A 21,345-nucleotide genomic window follows, 5' to 3' on the forward strand; every position below is an offset into this window, starting at 1 on the left:
AAACAAAAGAGAAGCCGCAGGCGCTTTCACCTCGGCTAAATCTGGCGCGAAACTACGTATCGCGCCCGAAAAGTCAAGTCTGTTTTGCCCGGAAAACAAAACGGACGACATAAAGCACGACGTAAAGACCGAAAAACATGGCAAGCGCCCAGGCAAAACCATCGGTGCCGGCAATGTCCATTGCAGCACCCACCGCCTGCGGCCCGCAGATCGTTCCCAGCGCGTAGCAGAAGATGAAAGCGGCATTGGCTGCCACCAGGTCAGCACCCGTCAGGCGCGAGCCCAGATGCGTCAGGCCAACCGTATACATGCCGGACACCAGGCCGCCCCAGAACAGCAGCAGACCGGCCACCAGCAACCAGCTGTCCACCATCAATGGCAGCGCCAGCGTGCCGCCGACGCCGGCAAGCGCCATCAGGCCAAGCAGCGTGCGGCGATCCTTCATCCTGTCGGACATCAGGCCGATCGGGATCTGGAAGACCATGTTGCCGATGCCCATCACCGTCAGCAGCAGCGCCGCCTGCGATTCGTTGAAGCCTTCACGCGTCGCATAGATCGGAAAGAGCGAGAGACCGCCCGCCTGCACCGAGCCGAACACGAAGGCAGCGGCAGAGGCCATCGGCACGAGCCAGATATAGCGTGCGAAATGATGGTTTGGCCGTTCATCCAGCTCCGGGCTTTCGCCTCGCGCCATGTAGATCGGAATAGCCGCCAGAAGAATGATCGCGGCACCAACGAGGAAGGGAAGAATACCCTCGCTGCCGACAGCCGAAAACAGCAGCGGCCCAACCGCAAACCCCACCGCAAGCCCGGTGGCGTAAATGCCGAGCACCATGCCGCGCTTTTTCGGCGGTGCGGCCATGTTGATCCAGTATTCGGACAGGATGAACAGCGTCGTGGTCGCGCCGTGGAAAACGAGTCGCAGCGGAAACCACATCCAGAACGCATCAGCGAAATAGAAACCGAGGGCACTAAGCGCCGAAATCACCACCGCCACCAGCATGGTGCGTGCGACGCCGAAGTCGTGGGCGATTTTCGATGCCACAGGTGCCGCCATCATAGCCGCCACACCGGCCATGGCCGTGTTGACGCCAATCATCGTCGAGGAGATGCCGCGCTTTTCCAGAATGATGGACAACAGTGGCAGGCCGAGACCGATGGCCACACCGACCGCGCTGATGGAAGCAATGGCGGCGATCAGGGAAGGCCAGTGAATGGCGTCTTCTTCGCATTTCGTCTGTGACATAACGGCCTTTATACAAAGTCTCGAATGAACCGGCCGTGGCGCGTGAAGTAGAACCGCACGGGGCTTTCAAAGGGCAGTGAGGGATCACCTATCATAAGTTTTGTGACATCTTCGAGAACCGTGCGTGTGATCGTCGGCATGTTCAGACCGGAAAGCTCCGCCGTGTCAACCCATCGCACGTCGTGAAGCTCGTCCGAATCGCTGATCGCATCGATATCCACGTCGATTTCATCGGTAAAACCGCAAAAGAATCGCGTGTCGTAGCGGCGCGACAATCCCGGTGGCGTGATTGCACGTGCCACGAAACGCAGTGGCGACAGATCCGGGCCGGCGTTTTCCTTGCCAAGCCGGATACCGGTTTCCTCAGCCAGTTCGCGCACGGCAGCCAGCGCCAGAGCGCGCGCACCGGCAACGCTTAGACGGCGCGGCACGGATGCGGAAAGCTGCTCCAGCACACTCGGGTGCAGATCGCCGCAATAGGGAAGGGCATGGTCCTGTCGGTCACGCTTGCCGCCCGGAAAGACATAGGTGCTGGGCATGAAGACATGTGCCGCGCTGCGTTTGCCCATCAGCACGCGCAGTCCGCGGCTGGAGCGGTCGAACAGGAGAAGGGCAGCGGCGTCGCGTGGACGCAGCACTGCCGTCGTTCGGCCCGGGTCTGTGGTGGAATTCAGTGGCGTCACGCGACAGCCTAATGCGAGGAGCCGTCAATGACGGGTTTTGCCGGCCGGCTGTCGAAACCATGCATTCGAAGCGCCCATTGCAGGCCAACGACACCGCCCTTGATCGGCTGCAGTGTCAGAAGTGCCGCGAGAATGGTGATCGGCACCCAGATGGCGAAGTGAACCCACATCGGAACCTGCATGACGAGGTCGGTCATCATGAAACCGCCAACGGCGATGTGGCCGATGATGACGATGGAAATATAGGGCGGCAGATCGTCGGAACGGTGGTGGTGCATTTCCTCGCCGCAGGCCGCACAATTGTCCACGGGCTTCAGCCAGGCACGGAACAGGCGTCCCGAGCCACAGGCCGGGCAGCGGTTCAACATGCCCCGCATGATCGAACGGCCAAGCGGCCGCTCCACACCTTTGTCGCCGAACGTCAGAATGTCGGAGCTGTGTTCATTACCCATGCTCGTTTCCTTCCCGTGGCGGTTCCTGCCGCCGTTTTATCGCCGCCGTCTTGGCGGGCGCGTTCCGGGCTTTGCCGCCACGCGCGATGTCCGCCGCCCCGCTTTATGAAACGACCGTGTGGCGACCGGCATCTTCCTTCCCTCGCTCAGCATATCGAAACGCAGGGCGCCCGCCAACGGTACCGCTTCGGCAAGACGTACCTGCACGCTGTCGCCAAGCTGATAGCCGAGACCGGTCTTTTCACCCGTCAAGGCCTGATGCGCCTCGTCGTAAATGAAATAATCGGTTCCGAGCGTTGATATAGGTATGAAACCATCGGCACCAAACTGAGGCAGCGCGACAAAAAGTCCCGCCTTGGTGACACCGCCGATGCGACCCTCGAATTCCTCGCCGACACGCTCGGACAGGTGATGGGCAATCAGGCGGTTGATGGTATCGCGCTCGGCTGCCATGGCGCGGCGCTCGAAGGTCGAGATTTCCGCTGCGATATCGTCGAGCGTCGCTTCTTCCTGCGGGGTGATGCCACCTTCGCCAAGGCCGAGGGAACCGACCAGCGCGCGATGCACGATCAGGTCGGCATAACGGCGGATCGGCGAGGTGAAGTGCGCGTATTTCATCAGGTTCAGGCCGAAGTGCCCGATGTTCTCAGGGCTGTAGATCGCCTGGCTCTGGGCGCGCAGCACCATCTCGTTGACCATGATCTGATGCGGCGTATCCAGCGCACGTGCCAGAATGCCATTAAAGGAGTTGGCGCGCATCGCCGCACCCTTGGCCATGGAAATACCGATGGTGCCCAGGAATTCGCGCAGTGTCTCCTGCTTGGAAAGCGTCGGCGCATCGTGCACGCGGTAGACAAGGCGCTGCTTTTTCTTTTCCAGCGTCTCGGCGGCGGCGACGTTTGCCTGGATCATCATTTCCTCGATCAGCTTGTGCGCATCGAGGCGTTCCGGAATGACGACCTTGTCCACGGTACCGTCGGGGCGAAGCAGGATCTTGCGTTCCGGCATGTCGAGTTCGAGCGGCTGGCGACGATCACGCCCGCGCTTCATCACCTCATAAGCGTGCCACAGCGGCTTGAGGATCGGCTCCAGCATTGGTCCGGTCTTGTCGTCCGGCTTGCCGTCGATTGCGGCCTGCGCCTGCTGGTAGGACAGCTTGGCAGCACTCTTCATCATGATGCGATGGAATGTGTGGCCCGCTTTGCGGCCTTCCTTCGAAAAGATCATCCGCACGGCAAGGGCAGGGCGATCGACACCTTCCTTCAGCGAGCAGAGGTCGTTGGAAATGCGTTCGGGAAGCATCGGCACGACGCGATCCGGGAAATAAACTGAATTGCCGCGCTTCAGCGCTTCACGGTCCAGCGGCGCACCTGGGCGCACGTACCAGGAGACATCGGCAATCGCCACCGTCACGATCACGCCATCAGGGTTGTCGGGCGAAGGATCGGGCTCGGCATAAACCGCGTCGTCATGGTCCTTGGCATCGGCAGGGTCGATGGTGATCAGCGGCAGGTCACGCCAGTCTTCGCGGTGTGACATCGTCGCCGGCTTGGCATCGTCAGCCTCGGCCAGAACGTTCTGCGGGAAGATGTGCGGAATACCATGCGCATGGATTGCGATCATCGAGATCGCCTTTTCGGATGCTACCGAACCGACGACAGACAGAACCTTTGCCCGCGTCAGGCCGTAACGCCCGCTGTTGCGTGAGGTTTCGACCTCGATCAGATCGCCGTCCTTGGCCTCGCCCACGCCATCGGGGTCGATGACCATTTCCTCGCCGCGCCGGTCGATAGGCATCAGGCGACCACCGCCGCCAGGCGACAGCTTGAATACGCCGAGAAGCGCACCCTGTCTGCGGTCGAGAATCTTGACGACACGCGCCGTATAGGCCGGGCCACCGCGTTCCTTGGCTGGAAAGATCTTTGCCAGAACCCGGTCGTTGAGACCGGCGGTCGGCGCTTTCTTGCCGCGATCCTGCGACGACTGGCGGATCAGAACCGCAGGGGCTGCGCCCAGATCATCCGGCCACTCCGCTGGCCGACCGATCAATTCGCCGTCCTTGTCGCGGGTGGTGATATCGAGAACCGTGACGGGTGGCAGGCCGCCCGGCCGCACCAGCGACTTGCGGCTCTTCTGCACCATGCCGTCGCCTTCCAGCTCCTTCAGCACGCCTTTCAGCAGCACGCGGTTCTCACCCTTCAGCCCGAAAGCCTTGGCGATTTCACGCTTGGAAGCCTGTTGCGGATGGTCGGCAATGAATTTCAGCAGCACTTCGCGGGAAGGCACCTCACCGTGGATGATGCCTTCACCTTCGTTGACGCGCTTGGATCGCGCAGTGCGTCCGAAACCGTCCTTAGCCGAACCCTGTCCCTGACGCGGCGCTTTGCTCACGATTCTGCCTTCTTCGATTTTGCTGCGGCCTTTGGCTTGGCAGCGGATTTGGCCTTGGTGGCCGTTTTTGCTTTGGTCGCCTTCGGCTTGGCTGTCGTGTCACCATCCGCAGACTTTGCCGTCGTCTTCTTGGCCTTCACAGGCTTGCCGGTGCCGGTCTTGGCGATGCGCTCGGCAATCAGCACCAGCGCTTCCTCCAGCGTCACGCTGTCAGGCGCCTGAGCCTTCGGAATGGTGGCGTTGACCTTGCCCCAGTTGACGTAGGGACCGAAACGCCCGTCACGCACGGTAATCGCGCCACCATCGGGGTGATCGCCAAGCGTTTTCAGCGCGGCAGGCGTGGAGGATCGGCCACGGCCCGGTGCAGCCTTCTTCTCGGCAATCACCGTAACCGCACGGTTGAGACCGATCGAGAACACGTCCTCGACGCTCTCCAGGTTGGCGTAACCGCCGTCATGCAGCAGGAACGGGCCGTAGCGGCCGATTCCGGCGGAAATCATCTTGCCGGTTTCCGGATGCTGACCGATATCGCGCGGCAGGTTGATCAGCGCCAGAGCCTTTTCGTGGTCGATCTCTTCCGGCTTCCAGCCCTTGGGCAGCGATGCGCGCTTGGCATCCTTACCGTCGCCACGCTGGATGTAAGGTCCGAAGCGACCGGAACGCAGCGTCAGTTCCTCGCCGGTCATCGGGTCTGCGCCCAATGCCTTCGGCTCGTTCAGCGCTGCAGCTTCCGCTTCCGCACCGTCAGAGTTGAGCTGGCGGGTGAAGTTGCATTCCGGATAGTTCGAGCAGCCGACGAAGGCGCCATACTTGCCGAGCTTCAGCGACAGGTTGCCGGTGCCGCAAACCTGGCAGATGCGCGGGTCGGAACCGTCTTCGCGCTTGGGGAATACCAGCGGTGCCAGAACCTCGTTCAGCGCGTCGAGAACGTTGGTGACACGCAGTTCCTTGGTGTCTTCGATCTGCGCGAAGAAGTCCGTCCAGAAATCGCGAAGAACCTGCTTCCAGTCCAGTTCACCGGCGGAAATGCGGTCGAGCTTTTCCTCCAGAGCAGCGGTGAAGTCGTATTCGACGTATTTCGTAAAGAAGCTTTCCAGGAATGCCGTCACCAGACGTCCACGCGAATGCGGGATCAGCTTGCGCTTGTCGACGATGATGTATTCGCGGTCGCTCAGCGTCTTCAGTGTCGCCGCATAGGTGGAAGGACGGCCGATGCCGAGCTCTTCCATTTTCTTGATGAGCGATGCTTCCGAATAGCGCGGTGGCGGTTCGGTGAAGTGCTGGCTGGCGTTGATCTTCTGCTTGGCGAGGTTCTCGCGTGCATTGATCTCCGGCAGACGGCCTTCGTCGTCACCGTCGTCGCTCTGTTCGCCATCTTCCTTCTGGTCGGTATAGGCAGCGATGAAACCGTCGAAACGGATTACCGAACCAACCGCACGCAAACCGGCCTGGTCGCCCTTGTTGTCAGCCAGAATTTCAACCGTGGTGCGCTCGATTTCTGCCGATGCCATCTGGCTGGCGATGCCACGCTTCCAGATCAGATCGTAGAGACGGAACTGATCGGGATCGAGGAAACGCTTCACCTGATCCGGGGTACGGTTGAAATCGGTCGGACGGATCGCCTCGTGCGCTTCCTGGGCGTTCTTGGCCTTGGTGGAATAGAAGCGGGCCTTTTCTGGCACGTAACGGCTGCCGAACTGCTCACCGATGGCGCTGCGCGCCGCATCGATCGCTTCCGGCGCCATCTGCACACCGTCGGTACGCATATAGGTGATCAGACCGACAGTCTCGCCGCCGATGTCGATACCTTCATAAAGCTTCTGCGCCACCTGCATGGTGCGCGAGGCCGAAAAGCTCATGCGCGACGACGCGGCCTGCTGCAGCGTCGAAGTGGTGAAGGGCGGGCCGGGATTGCGCTTGACGGGCTTCGCCTCGACCGTGTCGACCAGATAGGTCGCACCATCGAGCAGCGCCTTCAGGCGGTTGGCATCATCGCCCGTCTTGATGGACTTGCCCTGCAGGCGTTTGCCGTCGGCAGAAACCAGCTTGGCTTCGAATTCGTCACCGCGCGGTGTCTTGAGCAGGGCGGAAAGGTTCCAGTATTCTTCCGAGACGAAACGCTCGATTTCGGACTCGCGATCGCAGACGAGACGCAGCGCCACCGACTGCACACGTCCAGCCGAGCGTGCGCCCGGCAGCTTGCGCCACAGCACCGGCGAAAGATTGAAGCCGACGAGATAGTCGAGTGCGCGGCGTGCCAGATAGGCGTCCACCAGCGGCACGTCGATGTCGCGCGGGTTGGCCATCGCATCCAGCACCGCCTTCTTGGTGATGGCGTTGAACACCACGCGCTTGACGGGCTTGTCGCCGATCACCTTCTTCTTTTTCAGAAGATCGAGAACGTGCCAGGAAATCGCTTCGCCTTCGCGATCAGGGTCGGTTGCCAGAAACAGTCCGTCGGAGGATTTGACCGCGTCGGCAATGTCCTTCATGCGCTTCTGCGAGGCAGGGTCGACCTCCCAGGACATTTCAAAGTCCTGGTCGGGCAGCACCGAGCCGTCCTTGGCAGGAAGGTCGCGAACATGGCCAAAGGATGCAAGAACCTTGTAGCCCGAACCAAGATACTTGTTGATAGTCTTGGCTTTGGCCGGAGATTCTACGACGACGACATTCATATTTTTTTCTCTGGGAACGGGTCCGTTAGTGTGTGCCCGGTGCATTGGCGTACTGCAGCAAGGCTTCCTTATATTTCGACATGGACAGGTAATGCGCGCTGGTCAAGAGGCAAGGGCGATTTTCTCATATCGGCACGAATGCAGCCGATGGGTTATTTTTGCCGGATTCGCAACTTCGGGTCATCGATCCCCGGTTGCATGATGCCTGTGACGACACCCGAGATCCTGTCTTCGTGGTGGCTGGCTGACACATATATGGTGTCGCGTGGCGATGGCGCAATCCGCAGATATCAACGACGTCGGCAATCACTCGGCCATGATAAGGGAAACCTGGCCGCCGGCGTGGCGGTTCAGTCGCCCGGCAATATCCAGTTCCAGCAGCACCATATGCACCGTCGCTGCGGAAAGACCCGTATGCCTGATGACATCATCGCTTTCGACCGGCGAGGGGCCAATGGCTGCGGCAATCATCTCGCGCTGATTGTCTGCGGGCGGCGACATATCCGCGTCGCGGGACGGTTCCTCGACCTTGCGGCCAAGCGGCAGGCCGGGTTCGACAAGCGGCCGCAGCGCCTCCAGAATGTCGGCGGCGCCTGTTGTCAGCATTGCGCCCTCCTTGATCAGCCGGTTCGTACCCTGGCAGCGCGGGTCGAGCGGCGAGCCTGGCACGGCAAAGACCAGACGGCCCGCTTCGCCGGCAAGCCGGGCAGTAATCAGGGAGCCGGAGCGTTCGGCGGCCTCGACGATGACGACACCAAGCGAGACACCGGCAATCAGCCGGTTGCGGCGGGGAAAATCCCGGGCGCGCGGCTCCCAGCCGAAGGGCATTTCACTGATGGTCGCGCCACCCTGATCATAGATCTGCTGCAACAGGCCAAAATTTTCCTGCGGATAGGGGCGATCGAGCCCGCCTGCCAGCATGGCCACAGTGCCGGTCGCAAGACTGGCGCGGTGTGCGGCGGCATCGATGCCACGCGCCAGACCGGATGCGATGGTATAACCGGCGCGCCCGCATTCATGCGCCAGCATGGCGGCGAATTTCGCGCCGTTGATCGAGGCGTTGCGGGAGCCGACGATACCGATGGAGGGGCGTATCGCGGCCGCACCCGATCCCTTCATGGCAATCAGCGGCGGGGCGCCATCCACATGCCGCAGGGCGGGCGGATAATCCGGCTCGCCGATGCCGACGAAGCGGGCGCCGAAGCGCTCTGCCGCCTCGATTTCCTGCTCGGCTTCCGCCTGCGTGGCGATACGGACATTGCGTGCCGCGCCGCCTCGCCGGGACAATTCCGGCAGGGCATCCAGCGCTTTTTCGGCACTGCCATAGTGATTGATGAGTTCGCGAAAGGTAACGGGACCGATATTGTCGCTGCGGATCAGCCGCAGCCAGGCGATCTTTTGCCGTTCGGAAAGCGCCATGCCTTGCCGTTTCGTCCCGTCATGCGGCATCAAACGCCCCCCGAAAGAGGGCGTAAGACCTGTCGTCTTAGCCCTTCTGGCCGATCTTGCTTTCCGTGCCTGCCATCAGGCGCTTGATGTTTTCGCGATGTTTCCACCAGGAAATCACACTCAGCACCGTCACGAGCAGCGCGGTCTTTTCCGGGCCGAGTATCCACAATGCAACCGGAATGACAAGCATCGCAACCAGTGCGGAAAGCGAGGAATAGCGTGTGACGAATGCCGTCACCAGCCAGACCACGGCAAAGCCCAGCATCATCAGCGGTGCGGCACCCAGCAGCACACCGATATAGGTCGCCACACCCTTGCCGCCCTTGAAGCCCAGCCAGACCGGAAACAGGTGGCCGAGAAAGGCAAAGAAGCCGGCAATCAGCGATGCCTCGTAACCCCAGAGCGCGTTGGCAACCAAGACCGCCGCCGTACCCTTCAGCGCGTCGAGCAGCAATGTCGCGGCAGCAAGTTTCTTGTTGCCGGTACGCAGCACATTGGTTGCGCCGATATTGCCCGAACCGATCTTGCGCACGTCTCCCAGACCCGCCATGCGGGTCAGGATCAGGCCGAACGGGATCGAGCCGAGCAGGTAACCCACCAGCGCGGACAGTGCGAGAAGGGAGGGCGCCGTCTCCCAGACAGTCAATGCAGTCATTCAAATGTCCCCAGTCATCGTGCGTTCCGCACCGTGGTTATGCCCACATGTCTTACAATGCATGAACCTGCTTGCCGGCTACATAGGTGGCAACAGCACGGCCACTGAAACGGGCGTCCTCGAACGGCGTGTTCTTCGATTTCGAAACGAGCTGTTCCTTGGCGACCAGCCACGGTTCGTCGAGATCGACCAAGGTAATGTCGGCCTTGGCGCCAGCCTGCAGCGTGCCGGCATCGAGCCCGAAGATTTTGGCCGGACGGGTCGAGAGCGCATCGATCAGCCGCATCAGCGGGACTTCGCCGCTGTGGTGCAGACGAAGCGCTGCCGCCAGCATGGTTTCCAGTCCGACCGCGCCGCTTGCCGCATCGGAGAAGGGCAGGCGCTTGGTGTCGACGTCCTGCGGATCGTGCGAGGAGACGATGATATCGATGGTGCCGTCCTTCAGCGCTTCCACCATGGCCTTGCGGTCGTCTTCCGCGCGAAGCGGTGGGGAAAGCTTGAAGAAGGTGCGGTACTCACCGATGTCGTTCTCGTTGAGCGTCAGGTGGTTGATGGAAATGCCGCAGGTGGCCTGTACGCCACGCGATCTTGCCAGCTTGATAGCCTCTGCCGATTCCGGCACGGAAATCTTGGCGGCATGGTAGAGCGCCCGCGTCAGTCCGGCGATCCGCAGGTCGCGCTCCAGCGGAATGATTTCGGCTTCTTTCGGAATTCCGGGAAGGCCGAGCCAGCTTGCGAAAAGCCCCTCGTTCATATCGCCGTTGCCGATATATTTGTCGCGTGTCTCGAGCGCGATGACGGCACCCAGTTCACGGGCGTAGGTCATGGCCCGGCGCAGCACCAGCGTATCGTAGAGCCCCTTGCGGCCATTCGTGAAGGCAACGGCGCCCGCTTCCTTCAACATGCCGAATTCGGTCATTTCCTCGCCGTTCAGACCCTTGGTCAGCGCGGCTGCCGGGTGCACGTTGACCAGCGCCTTGTCGCGTGCGGTCTTCTTGACGAACTCCACCAGCGCGATCTCGTCGATGACGGGATCGGTATCCGGCATGACGATCATGCTGGTCACACCGCCGGCCGCTGCCGCGCGTGAGGCGGATTCGATCGTTTCACGATGTTCGGCACCGGGTTCGCCAACGAAGACGCGGGCATCGACCAGGCCGGGAACGGCAAGCAGACCCTTGCAGTCGCGCACGGTAGCACCTTCTGGTGCGCCCTGATTGCGGGCGTCCTTGCCAGCGGCAAGGATCGTTCCGTCTGCGCCGATGACGATGCTGCCGGTTTCGTCGAGACTGCGGGAAGGGTCGATGATGCGGAGATTGTTCAGAACAGTAACGGCACTCATGCGCGCTCACCCTGGTTTTGCGAGACAAGCAGGGTTTCCATCACCGCCATACGAACGGCAACCCCCATTTCAACCTGGCTTTCAATCACGCTCTGCGGACCGTCGGCCACTTCTGATGCGATTTCCACGCCACGGTTCATCGGGCCGGGATGCATCACGAGGGCGTCTTCCTTGGCTGCTTTCAGCTTTTCCGCGTCGAGGCCGTAATAATGGAAGTATTCGCGCACCGAAGGCACGAAGGAACCGGACATGCGCTCGCGCTGCAGGCGCAGCATCATCACCACGTCGGCATCTTTCAGGCCTTCTTTCATGTCGTGGTAAACTTCCACGCTCATGTCGCGAATGCCGGAAGGAAGCAGCGTCGCAGGCGCGACGACGCGTACCCGCGCTCCCATCTGGTTCAGCAGAATGATGTTGGAGCGGGCAACGCGCGAATGCAGCACGTCGCCGCAGATCGCAACCGTGATGCCAGACAGCTCGCCCTTGGCACGGCGAATGGTCAGCGCGTCGAGCAGGGCCTGGGTCGGATGTTCATGCTGGCCGTCACCGGCATTCACCACCGAGCAGGCCACCTTCTGCGCCAGAAGCGCTGCGGCACCGGCGGATGAGTGGCGCACCACCAGCACGTCGGGGCGCATGGCGTTCAGCGTCATGGCCGTGTCGATCAGCGTCTCGCCCTTTTTGACGGAGGAGTTGCCGACCGACATGTTCATCACGTCGGCACCGAGGCGTTTTCCAGCCAGCTCGAAAGAGGACTGTGTGCGCGTCGAAGCTTCGAAGAACAGGTTGATCTGCGTCAGGCCACGCAATGTCGAGGTTTTCTTCTCGCGCTGACGGCTGATTTTCACCGCCTCGTCGGCTTTGTCGAGAAGAAGGGTGATGTCCTGGTGGGAAAGCCCCTTGATGCCGAGGAGATGGCGGTGGGGGAAGAAGACCATGCGGTTTGCCTCCTGATGGGCGTCGCATTTTCCCGTGAAAATGCCCGGAACGCCCGAATGCTGGTCCGTGCGCTCCCATTCGCTGTCTACACGCCTGTGGAGCGCCGCGGAATTCGGTCCTGCGCTCTATAGAGACTGCTTGGGCGAGGGGCAAGCGTCCGCGACCCTGTGAAATGAAAACATGGCGATGTTTCCCCGCTTGCTTTGTATCAAGGCGCGTCTTTGTGGCGTAAGGCACTCTCCAGTGTTAGTCGCAGCCAATCAGGGTTTTGCGCGCAGATCATCGGAATTATGCCATGTCTTCCTATTCGGTTTTTGCTTTGGCGGCTCTTGCGCTTTTGTTGACGCCAGGCCCGACCAACACGCTTCTGGCGCTGTCCGGTGCCGGTCGCGGCGTTAAAGCCTCACTGCCGCTGATGCTTGGCGAAATTGCCGGTTATCTTCTCGTCATCCTGTCGCTTGTTCTGCTCGTCTCGCGTTTTCTCGAGGCGCATGCCGGGCTTGCCTCTGCCATCAAGCTTTGCGCGGCGGTCTGGGTGGCCTTTCTGGCGGTTCGGCTCTGGAGCCTGCCGCCGTCCGCGCCGATTGGCGAGGCCATCTCGGTTCGCCGCGTATTCGTCACGACATGCCTCAATCCAAAGGCGCTGATCGTCGGCCTCGTGCTGTTGCCGCAGGCGCCGGTTGCCGAGGTCTGGTCGTATATTCTGCTGTTTTCGCTGCTGGTGGCATTTGCTGCGTTGGCCTGGCTTTGCGCCGGTGCCTTTCTCATTCGCCATGCCAGCCAGTCGTCACCGCGTCTGGTTCGCGGCACGGCATCGTGCTTTTTGCTTGTGCTGTCACTTGGACTTGCCGGAAACGTGTTCGGCATTCTCTGAGAACAGCGTCCGAAAAATGCCAAAACCGGGCGTTTAATCCGTTCAATCGCTTCCTGTGGGCAAAATTATGCAATATCACCCACTATGCAATTCAAATTAAAAGCAGCTAGAAGCACTTGATGACCCAGAACTCCCGGACCGATGAATCGCTCGCCGAATTGAACCAGCCAAGCCTCTGGACCGGCATCAATGCTTATCGCTCAGATCCGCTGATCGTTGATCTGACGTCGGGGCTGTCGCGAAACGTGCGGGATGAGTTCGACCAGCTTGGCCGTTACGTTACCTCGCACGAGGCGCAGGAACTGGCGCGCATGGCCAACCAGGGCGTGCCGAAACTCAACACCCACGGCCCGCGCGGCGAACGGCTGGATCAGGTGGAGTTTCATCCGGCCTGGCACGCGCTTATGCGCCGCTCCATGTCGTCTGGCCTGCATTCCGCCGCCTGGGAAAATTCGCCGGATACGCGCGGCAACGAACACAAGGCACGCGCCACCAAGTTCTATCTGACCTCGCAGCTTGAGGCCGGGCACCTGTGCCCGTTGACCATGACCAGCGCATCCGTTGCCGCAATCATGACCTCGCCGCGTGTGCAGAAGGAGTGGGCGCCGAAAATCCTGTCGCGCAAATACGATTCGTCGCAGAAACCGGCATTGCAGAAAACCGCCGTGACCATCGGCATGGGCATGACGGAAAAGCAGGGCGGCACGGATGTGCGCGCCAACCGCACGACGGCGGAACGGGTGGGCGAGGGCATCTATCGTCTGTCCGGCCACAAATGGTTCCTCTCCGCGCCGATGAGTGACGGTTTCGTCATGCTGGCGCAGATGGGCGATGGCATGGGCTGCTTCCTCGTGCCGCGTTACCTTGAAGACGGTTCCGCCAATGGCCTGCATTTCCAGCGCCTCAAGGACAAGCTTGGCAATCGCTCCAACGCCTCTGCCGAAGTCGAGTTCACCGATGCCTTCGGCTATCTGCTGGGTGATCCCGGTGCCGGTGTTCGCACCATTCTCGATATGGTCACGCTGACGCGCCTCGATTGCGCGCTCGCCTCTGCCGGCATGATGCGCGCCTCGCTGGCCGAAGCCGTGCACTATGCCCGTGGCCGTTCTGTCTTCGGCAAGATGCTGGTCAGCCAACCGATCATGACCCGCGTGCTTGCGGACATGGCGCTTGATGCGGCGGCGGCAACGGCCCTTTCGTTCCGGCTGGCCACGGCCTTCGACGCAGCCCGCAACAATCCTGCGGAAGCGGCTTATGCCCGCGTCATGACGCCGATCGTCAAATACTGGTGCTGCAAGATCGCACCGGCGCTGATCTACGAGGCCATGGAATGCCTCGGCGGCAACGGTTACGTTGAAGAGCGCCCGATTGCCCGCCATTACCGCGAAGCTCCCGTCAACGCCATCTGGGAAGGCTCCGGCAACGTCATGGCGCTGGATGTGCTGCGTGTCCTTCAGCGCGGCAAGGATCTCTTCGATCTCGTTTTCCAGACGCTGGAGCGCGATCTCGGCCCTTCGGGCAAGAAGACCACGGATGTTCTGCGTGCGGCGATTGCGCTTGCTGAGCGCGACGAGGGTGCAGCCCGTCTTCTGGTCGAACAGTTTGCGCTTGCGGCGGCTGCCGCAGAGCTTTGCCGCCTCGGTGCCGGCAAGATCGCCGACGCATTCCTCGAAACGCGTCTGGCCGGCGGCTGGAGGCACACCTATGGCATGCTCGATTCGCGCTTCGATCCGACATACATTATCGATCTTCTCTATCCGCCAGCGACATAAGGTGGCGATTGGGAAGATCAGGCACACGCGATCCTGTGGGAGGGGTGGGATTTGAACAGCAGTGGTGGCGTATTCATCTGTCCGATTTGTCTTTCGCATGCCGTGCTTATGGGCGCGGTCATGGGGCTTGAAACACCATGCTGATCTTTCGCTCTGCACGACCCGAAGACGAGGACGCCCTTTACGCCATCAGCCTGGCAACCGGTGATGCCGGCCAGGATGCGACGCAGCTTTACCGCGACGGGCGCATGGTCGGCCATATCTACGCGGTTCCCTATCTGCATCTGTGGCCGGACGCTGTCTTTGTCGCCGAGGATGACGAGGGCGTCTGCGGTTATATCGTCGGGGCGCTCGATACGGCGCTGCACGAAGAACGGCTGGAACAGGAGTGGTGGCCGCACCTGCGCGCGCTTTATCCCGATCCTGAAGGCGATCCGGAAAGCTGGAACGCCGATCAGCGCCGCGCCCACTACATTCATCACCCGCGCCGCACGCCGACCTGGCTGACCGAGCCTTTTGCCGCTCACATCCACATGAACCTTCTGCCGCGCACGCAAGGCAAGGGCGGTGGCACCCGGCTTTTGTCCCGCTGGCTCGACATGGCGAGACAAAATGGCGTCGGCGGCATCCATCTCGGTGCCAGCGAGCGCAACGAAACCGGCATGCGCTTCTGGGAAACCCGCGGTTTCAAGCGTCTCGAAAGCCACGAAACGCCTGGCACCGTCTGGTTTGGTATGGCGCTCGAATAGCGCTTCTATTGGCCTGCGAGCACGTTACGCCTTTCTGCGCAACAGGGCCGCAGCCACCGCGACATCCGTACCGGCAAGGCCGGTCGAGCAGAACAGCGTTATCTCGTCCGGTGACCGACGGCCGGTCTGCTGTCCCGCAACAATCTCTGCGAGATCCCTGATGCGTTGTTCGTCCGGCGTGCCGGCAAGAAAAAACGGTGATGCGTAGGCGCGAATCTGGTCGGGCGAATCTGTCGCGATCAGGCTCGCAGCAGCGGCGACGTCTTTGCCCAGTTCGTGTGCATTGACAGTCTTCGGCCCAACCGTGTTGATATGGACGCCGGGTTTCAATGATCGCGCATGGATGACGGGTGTCTTGCTGCTGGTCGCGCAGATGACGATATCGGCGTCCGCGACTGCATCCTCGACCGTCTCGGCAGGCTGGATGTCGATATCCAGCTGACGCTGCATTTCTGTTGCGAATGCATGTCTGTTCGCTTTGTCCCGGCTGAAGACGCGCACATGTGAAAGGCGCCGCACGGCCGCTGCCGGAGCAAGTTGGGTCCGCGCCTGAAGGCTGCTGCCGATGATGCCGACCGTTTTGGCATTTTCGGAGCTGAGGTGGCGAATGGCGACGCCACCGATTGCACCGGTTCGGATCGCACCGAGCTTTTCTCCCAGAACGAGCCCTTCCAGCCGGGCTGTGTCGGCTGACCAGACGGCAACGATCTGCGAATGTTCGTTGCCGGCAAAGGTATCGTAGACGCGAAAACCCGCGATCGCATCATCCCCGACAAGGCCGCCGACGGTAAAGACAAGATCGCCTTTGCCGGGAAAGGCGACATGGTGTCTGGGTGGGGCAACCAGTTCGCCAAGCGCTTTTTTCCGCATGGCGGCCTCAACCGCTTCTATCGCGATCGGCATGATGTCGCCGCCGCTCAGGTCCTGATCCGTCAATATCGTCGTCATGGCTGTCCTTTCGCTCGCCACATGCTGCAAGCTCAAGTGCAGTTTAGGTCAAGCATCTCTCAAAAAAGAAGCGCTGGTGCGCAGTTTGGCCGTCATCCACAGGAACCTTGGCCTTGCCGCGCCTCGTGCGTTGTTCTTCCCTTCATGCTTTGTTAACCCGGTGGTTCAGCTTCCGGGAAGGACGGGTAGACACTATGCTTGCGAGCGCCGCCGCAGAGATGATTTCGGACGTAAAACCGGAAAAGCGCATCAAGGATCGCGCCGCCACCGAGAAGGCCATCTTCAATGCCGCCAAGTCCATTCTGGCGGAAGAGGGCTTCCAGAATTTCGGCATCAATGCCATTGCGCGCCGGGCCGGTTGCGACAAGCAGCTCATCTACCGCTATTTCCGGGGTCTTGAAGGCCTGATCGAAGCAATCGGTGAAGACCTCGGCTCATGGGTCAAGGATCGCATCCCTGAAGATACCGGTGGCATGTTCCTGCTGACCTATGGCGACCTCATGGAGAAGCTGGCGCTTTATTTCATGGATGCGCTGCGCGCCGACCCGCTCGTCTGCAAGATCATCGCCTGGGAAGTGTCCGAAAACTCGCCGCAGGTGCGCCAGCTTTCCGAAGCGCGTGCAAAGTCTCTGGCGAAGTGGCTGGAGCGTATGCGCGGTTCGCTGGAGGCGCCCAAAGGCGTCGATACCGCAGCCGTCAACGCCGTGCTGTTTGCGGCGATCCAGCATCTCGTTATTTCCGCCGCCGCCAGCGGCCAGTTCGCCGGCGTCCCGCTCAAATCCACCAAGGATTGGGAAAAGGTCGCAACCGCCGTCAAGAGGCTGGTGCGTGGCGTCTACGGCTGATAGCCGCAAGGCCTGATCTACATATTCCCCCATCTGGCCGCTTGTGTCTTTCGCAGCGGTTTTTCTATGCGTGGCACAGATGTCTCTTGCGGGTGACGTCGGGGGTTATCCACATCCGCATCCCGTTTGTTAACCATGTTGGCAGCTTTTGTTTGCCTGGCGGCGGCCGCCGGTTCACTGTGTTAATAATTCGTTAACCATGCGCAATGACTGCGCAGAGGGAGCCGCAAGTGAGCCGCTGGATAGCTTTGAGCGTCATGATGACGTTTTTTGCCATGCTGCCGTTGGATATCGACGTGCCAGCGCTGAACCTATGCCTTATGGCGTTCGCGCGCTGGGCGGTGCTTGCTGGCATTCCCGAGACGTTTTTCGTACGGGAGCAGATGGCATGAAGTGGTTTCTTATCCTCTGGGCCGGTCCCGTCGCTCTTCTGGCGGGCTGGTACTGGCTTTCCTATTACGACATGAGTTTCGGCTTCTACATGCTGACCCGCCAGACGCATGATCTCGTCTTCCAGGTCTACGGCAACATTCTCGGATTGCCGCCGGAAAGCCTGCCGCCGATGGTGGCACGCGCCATTGCGGTCGACAGCCTGATCGTGCTGGCAATCGTCGCCTTCCGCAAAAGAAAGAAAATCATCGCCTGGTGGCAGGGCCGTCAGTCTGTGGAGCGCGCCAGCGCCGAAAGCCTGTCCAGCGCACCCTGAAGAATGAAGCTTGCCGCAGCCGAATCGATGCGTTCGGCCCGCTTGGCGCGTGACACGTCCATTTCCAGAAGCGCCCGTTCCGCTGCAACCGTCGAAAGCCGCTCGTCCCAGTAGATGAAGGGCAGGGCGGTCTTGTCGCTCATCGACCGAACGAAGGCGCGCGTGGCCTGCACGCGCGGACCGGATGAGCCATCCATATTCATCGGCAGACCGATCACGAAGGCTGCGACCTTTTCCTTTTCGGCAAAGGACAGCAGCACCTCGGCATCCTGCGTGAATTTCACCCGCTTGATCACGGGGCGCGGCGTGGCAAAGCGCCGCGACAGGTCGGACATGGCAAGGCCGATGGTTTTCGTGCCAAGGTCCAGTCCGGCAATGGCCTGTCCCGGCTGCAGAAAACCCGCAAGTTCTTCGATTGTCAGCGTTGCCATGCGTTTTCTCTTACCGCTTGCGAACAAATTCGGTGCGCAGCACCAGCCCTTTGACGGCATCGTGCTTGCAATCGATCTCTTCGGGATTATCTGTCAGTCGTATCGACTTGATAACCGTTCCCTGCTTCAGCGTCGTGTTTGCGCCCTTGACCTTCAGATCCTTGATAAGTGTAACAGAATCGCCATCGGCCAGGAGGTTTCCCGCCGCGTCATAGACTGCGTTTGCCTTTGCCGCTTCTGCTGCTATTTCAGAGGCCGGGCGCCATTCGCCGCTCGCTTCGTCATACACATATTCGTCATCATCTGCGGCCATGTTCGCAATCCAATTCAAAAGCATGTCGCGCAAAAATACGTCAGGCGGTTTTGCGATAACGGCATGCGAAAGCAAGAAATCTGCAAAGCGTTGTGAAACTGAAAATCTCGACGCCTTGCTGGGGTAACCGGTTATCCGGCCCGTCCTATGTCACAGTATACCGTTAATACAAAGGAGAACTTCCATGAAAGTCACTTGGCTCGGTCACGCCGCCTTCCGCATTGAAACGGCAAAGGCGAAAATCCTCGTCGACCCGTTCTTCACCGGAAATCCATCCTTTGCCGGGCTGGACGCCAAGGGCGCCGCTGGCGGTATCACCCACATTCTCCTGACCCACGGTCACGGCGACCACGTGGGTGACACGATCCAGCTTGCCAATGAAACAGGTGCAACGGTTCTCGCCAATGCCGACCTGGCTGCATGGCTCGGCTCCAAGGGTGTTTCGAAGCTCGAAATGGGGAACACCGGCGGTACGGTGCATTTCGACGGATTTTCGGCGACCTTCACCAACGCGCTTCATTCCTCGGCGCAGATCACCGAAGACGGCGTTTCCCATTCGCTCGGCAATGCCAACGGCCTGATGCTGCACTTCGAAGACGGCCCGACGGTCTACCACATGGGCGACACCGATATCTTCTCCGACATGAAGCTTATCAATGAACTGCATGCGCCAGACATCGGCCTCGTGCCGATCGGCGACCGCTTCACGATGGGTGGCGCGGTGGCTGCTCTGGCCTGCCAGCGCTTCTTCAAGTTCGAGCATGCCATCCCCTGCCACTACGGTTCGTTCCCGATCATCGATCAGACGCCGGAGAAGTTCGTGGATGGTATGGACGGCGAGCAGACCCGCGTTCACACTCCCAAGCCAGGCGAGACCCTGTCCTTCTGATATCGCGTTTTTAAGCATGTCGGCACCGTAAAACCGCGTCAGAGTTTTACCCGACATGCTTTCTACCGTTGCGAACGGCGGACATGCTGATTATAGCGGGTAGGAAAATTCCTACCGGAGTAGAACCATGTCCGTCGATCTCGCCACCGTGAAGCGCGTTGCGCGCCTTGCCCGTATTGCCGTCAACGAAGAAGAAGCTGAGAAGATGCTCGGCCAGTTGAATGGTATTCTCGGTTTCGTGGAGCAGCTTTCGGAAGTGAATGTCGACGGCGTCGAGCCGATGACCTCCGTCACCCCGGTGGAAATGAAGAAACGCGCCGACGCTGTGACCGATGGCGACAAGGCCGACGATATCGTTGCCAATGCGCCCGCGACTGACCGGAACTTCTTCATGGTTCCGAAAGTGGTCGAATAAACCGACCACCGTTCCTTCGCCCGATTTTTCCGAGATTTTCGAAAGCCGTTGCCGACCATGACCGAACTGACGAGCCTTACCATCGCTGAAGCCCGCGAGAAGCTGAAGGCGAAAGAGTTTTCCGCCCTTGAGCTGACGGACGCCTACCTGAAGGCCATTGATGCCGCCAACGGCGCGCTGAATGCCTATGTCGCGCTGACGCCGGAAAAGGCCCGCGAAATGGCAAAGGCGTCGGACGAGCGCATCGCAGCCGGCAAGTCCGGTGACCTCGAAGGTATTCCGCTCGGCGTCAAGGACCTGTTTGCTACCCGCGACGTCCACACCCAGGCCTGCTCGCACATTCTCGATGGCTTCAAGCCGAAATACGAATCCACCGTGACCCAGAACCTCTGGGATCAGGGCGCGGTCATGCTCGGCAAGCTCAACATGGACGAGTTCGCCATGGGCTCTTCCAACGAAAGCTCCTGGTATGGCCCGGCCATCAACCCGTGGCGCGCCAACGGCTCTGAGCAGAAGCTCGTGCCGGGCGGTTCTTCGGGTGGTTCGGCCGCTGCCGTTGCCGCGCATCTGTGCGCCGGTGCGACCGCAACCGATACTGGCGGCTCGATCCGCCAGCCAGCCGCCTTCACCGGCACCGTCGGCATCAAGCCGACCTATGGCCGCTGCTCGCGCTTCGGCATCGTCGCTTACGCTTCCTCGCTCGATCAGGCCGGCCCGATCGCCCGCGACGTGCGTGACGCAGCGATCCTGCTGAAGTCGATGGCAAGCGTTGATTCCAAGGACACGACCTCCGTCAATCTGCCGGTTCCGGACTATGAAAAGGCTATCGGTCAGTCGCTCAAGGGTCTGAAGATCGGCATTCCCAAGGAATACCGCGTCGATGGCATGCCGGAAGAAATCGAAAAGCTCTGGGCGCAGGGCGTTCAGTGGCTGAAGGATGCCGGCGCTGAAGTCGTCGATATTTCCCTGCCGCACACCAAATACGCGCTGCCGGCCTATTACATCGTGGCACCGGCTGAAGCCTCGTCCAACCTTGCCCGTTACGACGGCGTTCGCTACGGCCTGCGCGTCGATGGCAAGGACATTGCCGATATGTATGAAAAGAGCCGCGCTGCCGGCTTCGGCAAGGAAGTTCAGCGCCGTATCATGGTTGGCACTTACGTGCTGTCGGCCGGTTATTACGATGCCTATTACCTCAAGGCGCAGAAGGTTCGCACCCTTATCAAGCGCGACTTCGAAGATGCGTTCCACGCTGGCGTCGATGCGATTCTGGCACCGATCACGCCATCATCCGCATTTGCTGTCGGCGATGAGGAGCTCGCATCCGATCCGGTCAAGATGTACCTGCAGGACGTCTTCACCATCACCGTCAACATGGCCGGCCTTCCGGGCCTGTCGGTCCCGGCCGGTCTCGACGGCAAGGGTCTGCCGCTTGGCCTGCAGTTGATCGGCAAGCCGTTCGAAGAAGAAACCCTGTTCAAGACGGCGCATGCCATCGAACAGGCCGCAGGCAAGTTCACGCCCGCCAAGTGGTGGTAAGAAGTTTTACCAGACATCTGTTCTGATGTGTT

Annotated in this window: 20 protein-coding genes and 1 pseudogene; 9 read left to right on the forward strand and 12 right to left on the reverse strand. The window is 60.6% G+C overall.

All coding sequences use genetic code 11. The features are described from left to right. Nucleotides 1-73: 73 nt before the first annotated feature. From FY156_05110 to FY156_05150, 9 genes are all read right to left on the reverse strand, one after another. Nucleotides 74-1,246, reverse strand: a complete 1,173-nt coding sequence (locus tag FY156_05110; protein ID UXS00916.1) for an MFS transporter — start codon at nt 1,244-1,246, stop codon at nt 74-76. An 8-nt stretch (nt 1,247-1,254) separates the two neighbouring features. Beyond that, nucleotides 1,255-1,881, reverse strand: coding sequence for an NUDIX domain-containing protein (locus FY156_05115; protein ID UXS03025.1), 627 nt, complete (start codon nt 1,879-1,881; stop codon nt 1,255-1,257). A 56-nt stretch (nt 1,882-1,937) separates the two neighbouring features. Next, the gene (locus tag FY156_05120) at nt 1,938-2,381 is read right to left on the reverse strand and encodes a DUF983 domain-containing protein (protein UXS00917.1); all 444 of its coding nucleotides are present in this window, start codon (nt 2,379-2,381) and stop codon (nt 1,938-1,940) included. Nucleotides 2,382-2,417: 36 nt separating this feature from the next. Beyond that, a complete protein-coding gene (rnr, locus tag FY156_05125; GenBank protein ID UXS00918.1) occupies nt 2,418-4,772 on the reverse strand; it encodes a ribonuclease R in 2,355 nt (784 codons plus the stop codon). Next, nucleotides 4,769-7,447 carry a type I DNA topoisomerase gene (gene topA, locus FY156_05130; protein ID UXS00919.1) on the reverse strand — a complete coding sequence of 893 codons (2,679 nt, stop codon included), beginning with the start codon at nt 7,445-7,447 and terminating at the stop codon, nt 4,769-4,771. Before topA ends, rnr begins: the two co-directional genes overlap by 4 nt. A 306-nt stretch (nt 7,448-7,753) precedes the next feature. After that, a complete protein-coding gene (dprA, locus tag FY156_05135) occupies nt 7,754-8,896 on the reverse strand; it encodes a DNA-protecting protein DprA (GenBank protein ID UXS00920.1) in 1,143 nt (380 codons plus the stop codon). A gap of 37 nt (nt 8,897-8,933) precedes the next feature. Then, nucleotides 8,934-9,551, reverse strand: a complete 618-nt coding sequence (gene plsY / locus FY156_05140) for a glycerol-3-phosphate 1-O-acyltransferase PlsY (GenBank protein ID UXS00921.1) — start codon at nt 9,549-9,551, stop codon at nt 8,934-8,936. A gap of 52 nt (nt 9,552-9,603) precedes the next feature. After that, nucleotides 9,604-10,893: a dihydroorotase gene (locus FY156_05145; GenBank protein UXS00922.1), complete on the reverse strand. Its 1,290-nt coding sequence runs from the start codon at nt 10,891-10,893 to the stop codon at nt 9,604-9,606. Further along, complete coding sequence (locus FY156_05150; GenBank protein ID UXS00923.1) at nt 10,890-11,831, reverse strand: aspartate carbamoyltransferase catalytic subunit; 942 nt, start codon at nt 11,829-11,831, stop codon at nt 10,890-10,892. Before FY156_05150 ends, FY156_05145 begins: the two co-directional genes overlap by 4 nt. 293 nt (nt 11,832-12,124) lie before the next feature. Between FY156_05150 and FY156_05155 the strand changes: the two are divergent. The 3 genes and pseudogenes from FY156_05155 to FY156_05165 all read left to right on the forward strand — a co-directional run bounded on the left by FY156_05155 (nt 12,125) and on the right by FY156_05165 (nt 15,227). Further along, nucleotides 12,125-12,706 (forward strand): annotated as a pseudogene (locus FY156_05155) (hypothetical protein). 119 nt (nt 12,707-12,825) lie between these two features. Then, nucleotides 12,826-14,478, forward strand: coding sequence for an acyl-CoA dehydrogenase (locus tag FY156_05160; protein ID UXS00924.1), 1,653 nt, complete (start codon nt 12,826-12,828; stop codon nt 14,476-14,478). Between the two features lie 137 nt (nt 14,479-14,615). Next, nucleotides 14,616-15,227 carry a GNAT family N-acetyltransferase gene (locus FY156_05165; GenBank protein ID UXS00925.1) on the forward strand — a complete coding sequence of 204 codons (612 nt, stop codon included), beginning with the start codon at nt 14,616-14,618 and terminating at the stop codon, nt 15,225-15,227. A 24-nt stretch (nt 15,228-15,251) separates the two neighbouring features. Here the strand turns inward: FY156_05165 and FY156_05170 are convergent, their stop codons facing one another. After that, nucleotides 15,252-16,175: an ornithine cyclodeaminase family protein gene (locus FY156_05170; protein ID UXS00926.1), complete on the reverse strand. Its 924-nt coding sequence runs from the start codon at nt 16,173-16,175 to the stop codon at nt 15,252-15,254. Between the two features lie 194 nt (nt 16,176-16,369). On the opposite strand from FY156_05170, the gene FY156_05175 reads away from it, so the two are divergent. The 3 genes from FY156_05175 to FY156_05185 all read left to right on the forward strand — a co-directional run bounded on the left by FY156_05175 (nt 16,370) and on the right by FY156_05185 (nt 17,726). Further along, nucleotides 16,370-17,020, forward strand: coding sequence for a TetR/AcrR family transcriptional regulator (locus FY156_05175; GenBank protein UXS00927.1), 651 nt, complete (start codon nt 16,370-16,372; stop codon nt 17,018-17,020). A 230-nt stretch (nt 17,021-17,250) separates the two neighbouring features. After that, nucleotides 17,251-17,412, forward strand: a complete 162-nt coding sequence (locus FY156_05180; protein ID UXR99975.1) for a hypothetical protein — start codon at nt 17,251-17,253, stop codon at nt 17,410-17,412. Beyond that, complete coding sequence (locus tag FY156_05185) at nt 17,409-17,726, forward strand: hypothetical protein (protein UXS00928.1); 318 nt, start codon at nt 17,409-17,411, stop codon at nt 17,724-17,726. Before FY156_05180 ends, FY156_05185 begins: the two co-directional genes overlap by 4 nt. Here FY156_05185 and ruvX read toward each other — a convergent pair. Beyond that, complete coding sequence (ruvX, locus tag FY156_05190; protein ID UXS00929.1) at nt 17,678-18,157, reverse strand: Holliday junction resolvase RuvX; 480 nt, start codon at nt 18,155-18,157, stop codon at nt 17,678-17,680. The genes FY156_05185 and ruvX overlap by 49 nt on opposite strands. 10 nt (nt 18,158-18,167) lie before the next feature. Further along, nucleotides 18,168-18,470: an alkylphosphonate utilization protein gene (locus tag FY156_05195; protein ID UXS00930.1), complete on the reverse strand. Its 303-nt coding sequence runs from the start codon at nt 18,468-18,470 to the stop codon at nt 18,168-18,170. Between the two features lie 184 nt (nt 18,471-18,654). On the opposite strand from FY156_05195, the gene FY156_05200 reads away from it, so the two are divergent. From FY156_05200 to gatA, 3 genes are all read left to right on the forward strand, one after another. Continuing rightward, nucleotides 18,655-19,359, forward strand: a complete 705-nt coding sequence (locus tag FY156_05200; GenBank protein UXS00931.1) for a metal-dependent hydrolase — start codon at nt 18,655-18,657, stop codon at nt 19,357-19,359. A 127-nt stretch (nt 19,360-19,486) separates the two neighbouring features. After that, nucleotides 19,487-19,774 carry an Asp-tRNA(Asn)/Glu-tRNA(Gln) amidotransferase subunit GatC gene (gatC, locus tag FY156_05205; protein UXS00932.1) on the forward strand — a complete coding sequence of 96 codons (288 nt, stop codon included), beginning with the start codon at nt 19,487-19,489 and terminating at the stop codon, nt 19,772-19,774. Between the two features lie 57 nt (nt 19,775-19,831). Continuing rightward, nucleotides 19,832-21,313 carry an Asp-tRNA(Asn)/Glu-tRNA(Gln) amidotransferase subunit GatA gene (gene gatA / locus FY156_05210; protein ID UXS00933.1) on the forward strand — a complete coding sequence of 494 codons (1,482 nt, stop codon included), beginning with the start codon at nt 19,832-19,834 and terminating at the stop codon, nt 21,311-21,313. Nucleotides 21,314-21,345: the final 32 nt, after the last annotated feature.

Origin of the sequence: Agrobacterium tumefaciens, assembly GCA_025559845.1 — a bacterium.
Taxonomy (GTDB): domain Bacteria; phylum Pseudomonadota; class Alphaproteobacteria; order Rhizobiales; family Rhizobiaceae; genus Agrobacterium.